This window comes from Alkalibacterium sp. m-11, from assembly GCF_054658155.1.
This window is the reverse complement of the sequence record NZ_BAAGIR010000092.1, coordinates 1-7,893: the sequence shown is the minus strand read 5'-3', so window position 1 is coordinate 7,893 and position 7,893 is coordinate 1. Positions and strand designations below refer to the sequence as shown.

Here is a 7,893-nt window from a genome sequence, read left to right as displayed (position 1 = left end):
ATTTTTCTGGTAAAATATTAGTCATAAGACATCTCTCCTTTGAATGTTGTTATGGTGACTACATTTTACCAAAGAGAGGTGTCTTTTTGTGTGTTTTTTGATAATTATTTATAAGAAGTTTCAATAATCGCAAGGGTTAAACCTGGATATTCAACTGCAAAACTTGAGTTACTCCCTTTTAATTTTAACATAACTGAAAAGGGTTTTTCACATTATTTAGAAGGATCACTAAATACAACGGGACTCTTTCTCTTGTTCCACTCTATATAGCCCAGTTTTCTTATTCCTTATTTATATATACTTATTTGTGATATGGCTCTACTTTATACATTTTTTTCAGTAAAGGTTTGTAAGGCATATTTAATTTTTTAGCTACACCCTTTTTTTACGATTTTATTCAAGTGATCTACTGCCTCTTAAGCATATTACTTTAGACTACTCAAAAATCCCACTGACAGCTTTTTATATCAACATGACTTTCATTCTTCATGGGAACCTCCTCGTCCTCCAGCAACTGTCTCTGTTCTCCCCACCCTGGTGCCAGCCTGCCGGCATGATTCACTACTCTATGACAAGGAAAACTTCCATAAAACTCAGCCATACTCAGTACCCTTCCTACAAGACGGGCATTTCTTTCTCTCCCGATCAGTCGGGCAATCTGACCGTAAGTTGCCACTTTTCCCTCTGGAATCTCCTCCACTACCGACAATATTTCATAAATCAGCTCGTCATCTAACGTTCGTCTCATGCCTATCACCTCGGTAATCCATTTGAATATGATTAACTAGTCACTTATCATCTCGCTATGTGTATGTCCATGACTAATCTTTATTTGTCAGAAATGTACGTTTTATGTGTATCTTCTTCGGAGGTGTATTATCTCTATTCATCCGGTAGCTCCTTACAATATGCTTTAATTTATATTCATTTCTTCAAATCATTATTTTCTATGAATTGTTCAAGGTCATCTTTAGGTTTTTGATCTAGCCGGTGGTGGTTAAAAGATTTATACTCCTTTACAGCTATTTGGTCAGCAACTGCTTTAGATACTTTTCCAGCATTTTGAAGAATTTCACGCTCATTAAATTTCAAAAATGCGTTTAATTTATCAACCCAATCCTTCATGTACATGACTTGTTGTCTCTCAGCCTGATCTTCAGCATAATCTAAATACATTGTAACTATTCGATTAAGAGATTTTAGCTCCTTTTCAGTTAAGTAATTCTTGGCAACAGTTACATCCTTTTTTCGAACTTTGTCCCCCTTCCATGTGGTTAATCCCATATTCTCCTTGCTTGAATCTGCTCTCCTTGTAATAAGTTCTGCAGCTGTGTTGCCATGAATGGCGAAGTGTAATTTATTTTGAACGACAGCAAAAAAACTCTGTGTAATTTCTGCTTTAGGATCGTAGTCAATAGAGGTTGCATAGATATCTGTAATCTTTTGATAGAATCTCTTCTCTGAAGACCGAATATCACGAATGCGTTCCAATAACTCATCAAAATAATCTTGTCCTAAATTGCGCATATCTTTCAAGCGTTCATCATCCATCGTAAAGCCTTTTACAAGATATTCATTCAATCGTGCAGTTGCCCATCGACGAAATTGGGTGCCACGATGAGAGCGCACACGATAACCTATAGCAAGAATGACTTCAAGATTGTAATGTTTGGCATTTCTTTTTACTTCTCTCGATCCTTCATTTTGAACATGTAAGTAATTCTTACATGTTGACTCTTCTTTCAATTCATCTTCTTCATAAATATTTTTGATATGCAATGTAATATTCTGAGATGAAGTCTGATATAGTTCAGCAATTGCTTTTTGAGTCATCCACACAGTCTCATTTTCTAGCCGGACATCTATTTTTGTATTACCGTCTTCTGTTTGATAAATCAAAATATCGGTCTCGTTTTGCATTTTTGTCTCCCCTACCCTAAGTTATTAATTTTATTATAACATCTGCGGTAGACTATTAAATAAATTCCGAACATTTATTCTTTTTGATTTTATTTTTACTTTTATTTGCAAAAACTCCTAGGCTTTTTTATAAGTCTAAGAGTCTTTTTATCGTGTTTATTCGTTCGAGTATAGTCACAAAACCTCAATTACTTATGCAAACACCTTCCTCAATATATCTAAATGAGGTTTATAGTTTAGCAAAGTTTTATTGTTAACCTATTTCTGCTCTGCAAAATAAGTATCTACTGCATGCTTAAAAGAATCTATGAAAAAAGATTGTGCCTTTTTGCTTATATCTGCTTTGGGATTAATAATATCAAATCCATGGTAACATCCTTCAAAGAGTTCAAAAGCAACAGGTACACCTGCTTGTTTCATATCATTTAATTTAAACTGGCGTTTATCTCTTTCAACAGTGTTCATCACCACAGAAGTCCCCTTCAATTTTGCTCGATTCTGTTGCAAAATATAAGAAGTCGGCCAATGCTTATCATCAGCACGTTTAAATAAATCAACTAAATGGTCATATGCTTCAACAGTGTAGATAGAAGGATGTTGAATAAGGTAACAAGAAACAAGCCAAAAGTGAAGATCATATAGTTCAGGATCATTATGCTCCCATGCTAAAGGGAAGTGAAACATTTCATTACAAGTATACCCTTCCTGTATTTGAGCACCACATTCTATACATCTATCATTTTCTATAATAACTGAATGATCAAACATATAAATTCTCCTTTTAAACTAGATGCAGCAAGCTTCATTACAAACAGTAACTAGTCCTATCCACTTCTCATTTGTAAAAGTCATTATTCCTGTAGGATAACTTTTTCACATTTTTTAAATAACAACTTCAAATCCAGTTTCCTTTTTAAACGGCATCTTATATTCTTTGAAGACTAATTTATATTTAGATACGTCATCTGGCAAAGCAGGAGATACTATGAACGTAAATGTTTCGTTTCCTAAAGTACCTCCGCCTCCTTCGTTTCGGCATTTATATTGACTGGCTTCTGCTCTTATTGACAATTCAAAATGACTATGTTCAGAATAATCCCATTCAGACTCATCACTTGTAAAATGGCTATTAATAGTTAAATGGACCACACTCGCATTCTCAAACTGACTAACGAAAGTGACCGAATAAAAAGTATCATCATTTTCAAAAGCCTTCATAACAGGTGTGTTTTTAATAAAATTCTTTGGCTCTACGACAGGTTTATATAAATCTTCATTTAATAAATCTACAAAAATATAATTTAGAAAATCTTCCTCGAAATCGTATTTCTTTGACCAGTCTGTAATGTGTTTTTCAGTCGGAAACCCAGGATTATTATCCGATAGTTCTTTACGCTGCTTGATTAATTGACATATTTGTTCGTCTGTTGCTGCAATCCGTTCATCATAGTGATCAGTTGGCGGTTCAAATAGCATTGGCTTCATCTTTAACAGCTCCTTTAAAATAATAGTAACTATTTTTAAACACGACTAAAAATCTTTCGTATTTTATAGAAATACTTACTTGTGATACCTCTCTGAAACGATTTAGATGAGTTCTTGCTTGTCTTTTTATTCTTTCATACTCGCTACTTCTCTCGTATAAATTGAATCTTATACTTGATATTACTCTAATTCAAAGTTTTTAAATCTCTTTCTCTGGTAGGTCAACTTGCCATAATCTCCAACAACATACATACGATAATTTTTCCTGGAAACATCCAGCACAATTCGTTCCCTATTTTCTGTTTGAAAATAAAGAGAATACGTTGTTGAGCTGGACATATTATCTCCTGTGGAGTGTCCGCTTGTTTCTGTATCCTTTTCCACCAGTTCGGCCTTAACTGTAACCGGTTCAGCTATAGAATTTAAAAAAGCATTAATCACTAGATAACCAAATACAAAAATAAAAACAGCTATAACGATAAAGAAAACGATGGTGAACTACCCACCACTTAAATCCTCCGGATTTTGAAGTGGGGGCTTCCTACGAACTCCATTCTTGTCTGCACAGGTTTCATGCAGACAGAGGAATCGGATATGGGTAGGCTCAAAAGGCAGTCCCTGCCTCATAGGTTTTCTTTTACTTGGCTAACGCCAAGGAATACTCAGTAGGCTTGGTTGTCGCCTATATAGACTTGGTTATCGTCTATATATAAAGTATACCAAATGAGAATGACATTAACCACTTCAAGCTATCGCTTGACCGAAATTCATCTCCCACTTTCACTGGTGCTTCGCACCCATACGCTTAGAAGTGGGAGACTTCTTTCGGAATTACGTTAAATGCACCTATTTCCCAAAAGAGATTGTCCATGTCTTTTCCTCCTAAACATATTTTTATGCCTTTTCTTTTTAAAGATTACAGCAACTCTGTTATTTAATATTAATTTCTACTATCAGATTAATTATAAATTATTTATTTATTAATATATACAGGTAATTCATAAACCTTATACACCATTATAGAATTGCCTTTGATATAAAAAATTATCAATCTGCATTCATTAACTTTCTTGTAATCCTTAGTTGTTTATACTACAAACAGTTACAACCTTACCTACTTGTGGTAAGGTTCATTCCGCATAATCCGAAAGGCACGATAGACTTGCTCTACTAATATCAGTCGCATCAGCTGGTGAGGATAGGTCATTTTTCCGAATGAGATGGTTGTATCACTGCGCTTCATGACGGCTTCGCTCAGGCCTAGTGAGCCACCTATGACGAAGACGATTTTGCTGCTGCCGTGGATCATGAGCTGTTCGATTTCTTTGGCGAATGATTCAGAGGTGCGTTCTTTTGATTCTATCGCCAATGCAAAGACATAAGCCTGATCCGGTATCTTGGCCAGAATCCGTTCCCCTTCTTTATCTTTCACTTGTACCATTTCAGCTTCGCTCAGATTCTCCGGTGCTTTTTCATCCGGGACTTCTACCATTTTTATTTTTGTATAGGCACCAAGTCGTTTGGTGTATTCCTCGATGCCTTTCTTCAGATACTTCTCTTTCAGTTTTCCTGCTGAGACTATAGTGATATCCATAACCGACTCCTTTAAACCTGATCCAGAATTTTCGCCAGGATGCGTTTCATTTCAAAGTATTCTTCTTCAAGCTTGATTTCTTTTGTAAATGCCCGAGGGACTTCTGCAATTTCCGACTCCAGCGCTTTTCCTTTTTCAGTCAGACTGACTTCGACCACGCGCTCATCCTGAAGTGACCGTGCCCGCTGGATCAGTCCTCTTTCTTCCATACGCTTAAGCATCGGTGTGAGCGTACCTGAGTCAAGAAACAGTCTTTCGCCAAGTGCTTTGACGGATAAGGTGTCTGTTTCAAATAAAACCAGCAGCACCAGGTACTGCGGATACGTTATGTTGAATTTTTCCAGCAAAGGACGGTAAATTTTCGTAAATTGTCTTGTTGCTGCGTAAAGCGGAAAGCATAGCTGATTGTCCAGTTTTAATATGTCTAATGTCATCTCGTTCACTCCTTCCCTACATTATAGCAATTTACCCTTTATGTTCCTATAGTTTGACACGGATAATTTAATTTTTCACAATCTAATTGTAATCAATTAAATAGAGGAAAGAAGTGACAAATATGGGACTCGCATTATATACCGCATCATCTACAGCGACAGGCGGACGTAAAGGTCATGTCAAATCGTCAGACGGCACACTCGATTTAAATTTGTCTCTACCAAAAGGATTAGGCGGAAAAGAAGAAGCAGGGATGACCAATCCGGAACAGCTCTTTTCTGCAGGATATGCCGCTTGTTTTGACAGTGCGCTTCAGATGGTTGCTCGTCAGGCTAAAATGAAAACAACATCTTCTGTTACAGTTAATGCCAGCATTGAGAAGAAACTGAAAGGTTTCGGGTTAAGTGTTGAACTGGCTGTTGAAATCGAAGCGGTATCTCAAAAAGAAGCAGAAGAATTGGTTGATCAGGCTCACCAGGTCTGTCCGTATTCACGTGCCATTGAAGGCAACGTCAAAGTCAAGAAAACAGTTAAAGCAATCTAGTCTTTTCTTATCCACAGGTTCTCCTCTCTGATCTTTCAGGCTTCCTCGGGGAGATTCGTTTAGTTTTCCACCCTCTTTCCACACTTATCCCCAAAGTTATCCACATATCCACAGGTTCTGTTCCCATTTTTTCGAGTGATTCATACATTTTTACCAAAATAGTAGATAGTTTACTTTTAAAGTTATGCACAGTTTTACACAGCTCGATTTTTTCTTCTCTAAAATTCAAAACCTTATAGCACCAGCCTTTAAAAGATACATTTTGTTATCCTAAAAAAAGTTATACACACCTAGTTTGTGCGCTGTGCATAACTTTTTCAGTAAATCTTTGATATACTGGGCTTCAATTTTCCACTTTCCACACCCGAACAGGGTTATCCCGAAAGTTATACACACATAAAAAATACACAGCCCTTTAGCAGCAGCTGTGTATCCCCAGATTTTCAGTTTATATCATTTCTTCTGAACTACGCATGGTGATCGTTGTGGATTGCAGTTCACCATCGCGGTAGAACTCGACTTCCACTTCCTGACCAATTTCCGTATCATAGATTTCCTTTCTCAGTTCTATTCCGTTCTGAACGTCTACCCCATTGAACGAAACAATCACGTCATTGGCAATCAGTCCGGCATCTGCGGCTGCGCTACCTGTTGCGACTTCAGCAACTACGATGCCTCCATCTATATCTTCAGGCAGATTCAGGATAGCCTGCTGCTGCTGTGGAGAGACCATAGACAGATCGACCATACCTATACCTAGGAGCGGTCTGACGACTTCTCCATTTTCTTCAAGCTGATTGATGATATCGACCGCATCATTACTTGGAATGGCAAAGCCCATCCCTTCGATTGTAGACGATGAGATTTTCATTGAGTTGATCCCGATAACTTGTCCGGCTATGTTGACCAGTGGGCCTCCGGAATTCCCTGGATTAATAGCTGCGTCTGTCTGGATCGCCGTCATTTCCCAGTCCATCTCACCATCCATATTGGTATCAACAGGTACAGTCCGTTCAACAGCCGAAATAATGCCTGATGTCACAGATGACGCAAAGTTCGTCCCAAGAGGTGAACCAATAGCTATAGCCGGTTCTCCAACGGTCAGATTCCCAGAATCTCCGAATTCAGCTACCGTTGAAACTTCTTCAGCATCGATTGATAGAACGGCCAGATCTGTCCAGACGTCCGCCCCGATGACAGTTGCTTCAATACGTGTGCCGTCTTTGAACATGACTTCAATTGCGTCCGATCCTTCGATTACGTGATTATTTGTAAAGACGTAGGCTGTGTCTCCGTCCACTTTGTAAACGGCACCGCTTCCTGTTCCTGCCTGAAGCAGATTTTCTTCATCATCGTCGGTCGCCTCTGTTTCTCCATACCATCCCCATGGAGTGGTTCCTATACGCTGGAGATTGATGATCGATACCGCCGCATCGTCAATGACATCGACCGCATCCGTGATACCTGATGAGACATCTACACGCATTTCAGAGACGGTTACTCGTCCGTCTCCATCCACTACGCCATTTTGAGTATCTTCTTCCGGTTCAGTTGTATCGTTATCTAACAAGTCACATCCGACAAGAAAAGAGGATGTAAGCATAAGTGCTAAAAATGATGACCATTTCTTAGTCTTAGTTTTAGTTTTCATCGTTGTTCCTCCTACTATATAAAAGCATGTTTACTATATCACCTATTTTTGTTCAAAAAGTGAAGTATTTATTAAAAACTATCTGTTATTTTCAGTTTAACATATTTTGTAATTTTACAGTATTCTGACGATCTTTGATATGTGTAAAGTTATTCTCGGAAATTTATTCTAGAAATCTGAAACGCAGTTTATTGTTTTTGTCTTTCTCAAGCCTATTTTGCTCTTCGAGCTTTTAAAAGGCTTGAGAAAGTCAGTTCTAATTAA

The 7,893-nt window shown here is 37.8% G+C and carries 9 protein-coding genes; 1 reads left to right on the top strand and 8 read right to left on the bottom strand.

Annotated features, from left to right (window positions below; genetic code table 11):
• Positions 1-439: 439 nt before the first annotated feature.
• The 7 genes from ACYQ2O_RS09070 to ACYQ2O_RS09040 form a co-directional block, all read right to left on the bottom strand.
• Positions 440-748, bottom strand: a complete 309-nt coding sequence (locus ACYQ2O_RS09070; RefSeq protein WP_459796457.1) for an MGMT family protein — start codon at positions 746-748, stop codon at positions 440-442.
• A gap of 176 nt (positions 749-924) precedes the next feature.
• Positions 925-1,920: a virulence RhuM family protein gene (locus tag ACYQ2O_RS09065; RefSeq protein ID WP_459796456.1), complete on the bottom strand. Its 996-nt coding sequence runs from the start codon at positions 1,918-1,920 to the stop codon at positions 925-927.
• Positions 1,921-2,178: 258 nt separating this feature from the next.
• Positions 2,179-2,688: a DUF5946 family protein gene (locus ACYQ2O_RS09060; protein ID WP_459796454.1), complete on the bottom strand. Its 510-nt coding sequence runs from the start codon at positions 2,686-2,688 to the stop codon at positions 2,179-2,181.
• A gap of 114 nt (positions 2,689-2,802) precedes the next feature.
• Positions 2,803-3,405 carry a hypothetical protein gene (locus tag ACYQ2O_RS09055; RefSeq protein ID WP_459796453.1) on the bottom strand — a complete coding sequence of 201 codons (603 nt, stop codon included), beginning with the start codon at positions 3,403-3,405 and terminating at the stop codon, positions 2,803-2,805.
• Positions 3,406-3,585: 180 nt separating this feature from the next.
• Entirely contained in the window at positions 3,586-3,885 is a 300-nt protein-coding gene (locus ACYQ2O_RS09050) for a DUF2500 domain-containing protein (RefSeq protein WP_459796458.1), read from the bottom strand.
• 634 nt (positions 3,886-4,519) lie between these two features.
• Positions 4,520-4,999, bottom strand: coding sequence for a 23S rRNA (pseudouridine(1915)-N(3))-methyltransferase RlmH (rlmH, locus tag ACYQ2O_RS09045; RefSeq protein WP_459796452.1), 480 nt, complete (start codon positions 4,997-4,999; stop codon positions 4,520-4,522).
• Positions 5,000-5,010: 11 nt separating this feature from the next.
• Positions 5,011-5,433 (bottom strand): MarR family winged helix-turn-helix transcriptional regulator, encoded by a 423-nt coding sequence (locus ACYQ2O_RS09040; protein WP_459796451.1) that lies wholly within the window; start codon positions 5,431-5,433, stop codon positions 5,011-5,013.
• Between the two features lie 122 nt (positions 5,434-5,555).
• Between ACYQ2O_RS09040 and ACYQ2O_RS09035 the strand changes: the two genes are divergently transcribed.
• Positions 5,556-5,978 (top strand): organic hydroperoxide resistance protein, encoded by a 423-nt coding sequence (locus tag ACYQ2O_RS09035; RefSeq protein ID WP_459796450.1) that lies wholly within the window; start codon positions 5,556-5,558, stop codon positions 5,976-5,978.
• Positions 5,979-6,426: 448 nt separating this feature from the next.
• Here the strand turns inward: ACYQ2O_RS09035 and ACYQ2O_RS09030 are convergent, their stop codons facing one another.
• Positions 6,427-7,629, bottom strand: coding sequence for a S1C family serine protease (locus ACYQ2O_RS09030; protein ID WP_459796448.1), 1,203 nt, complete (start codon positions 7,627-7,629; stop codon positions 6,427-6,429).
• Between the last annotated feature and the right edge of the window lie 264 nt (positions 7,630-7,893).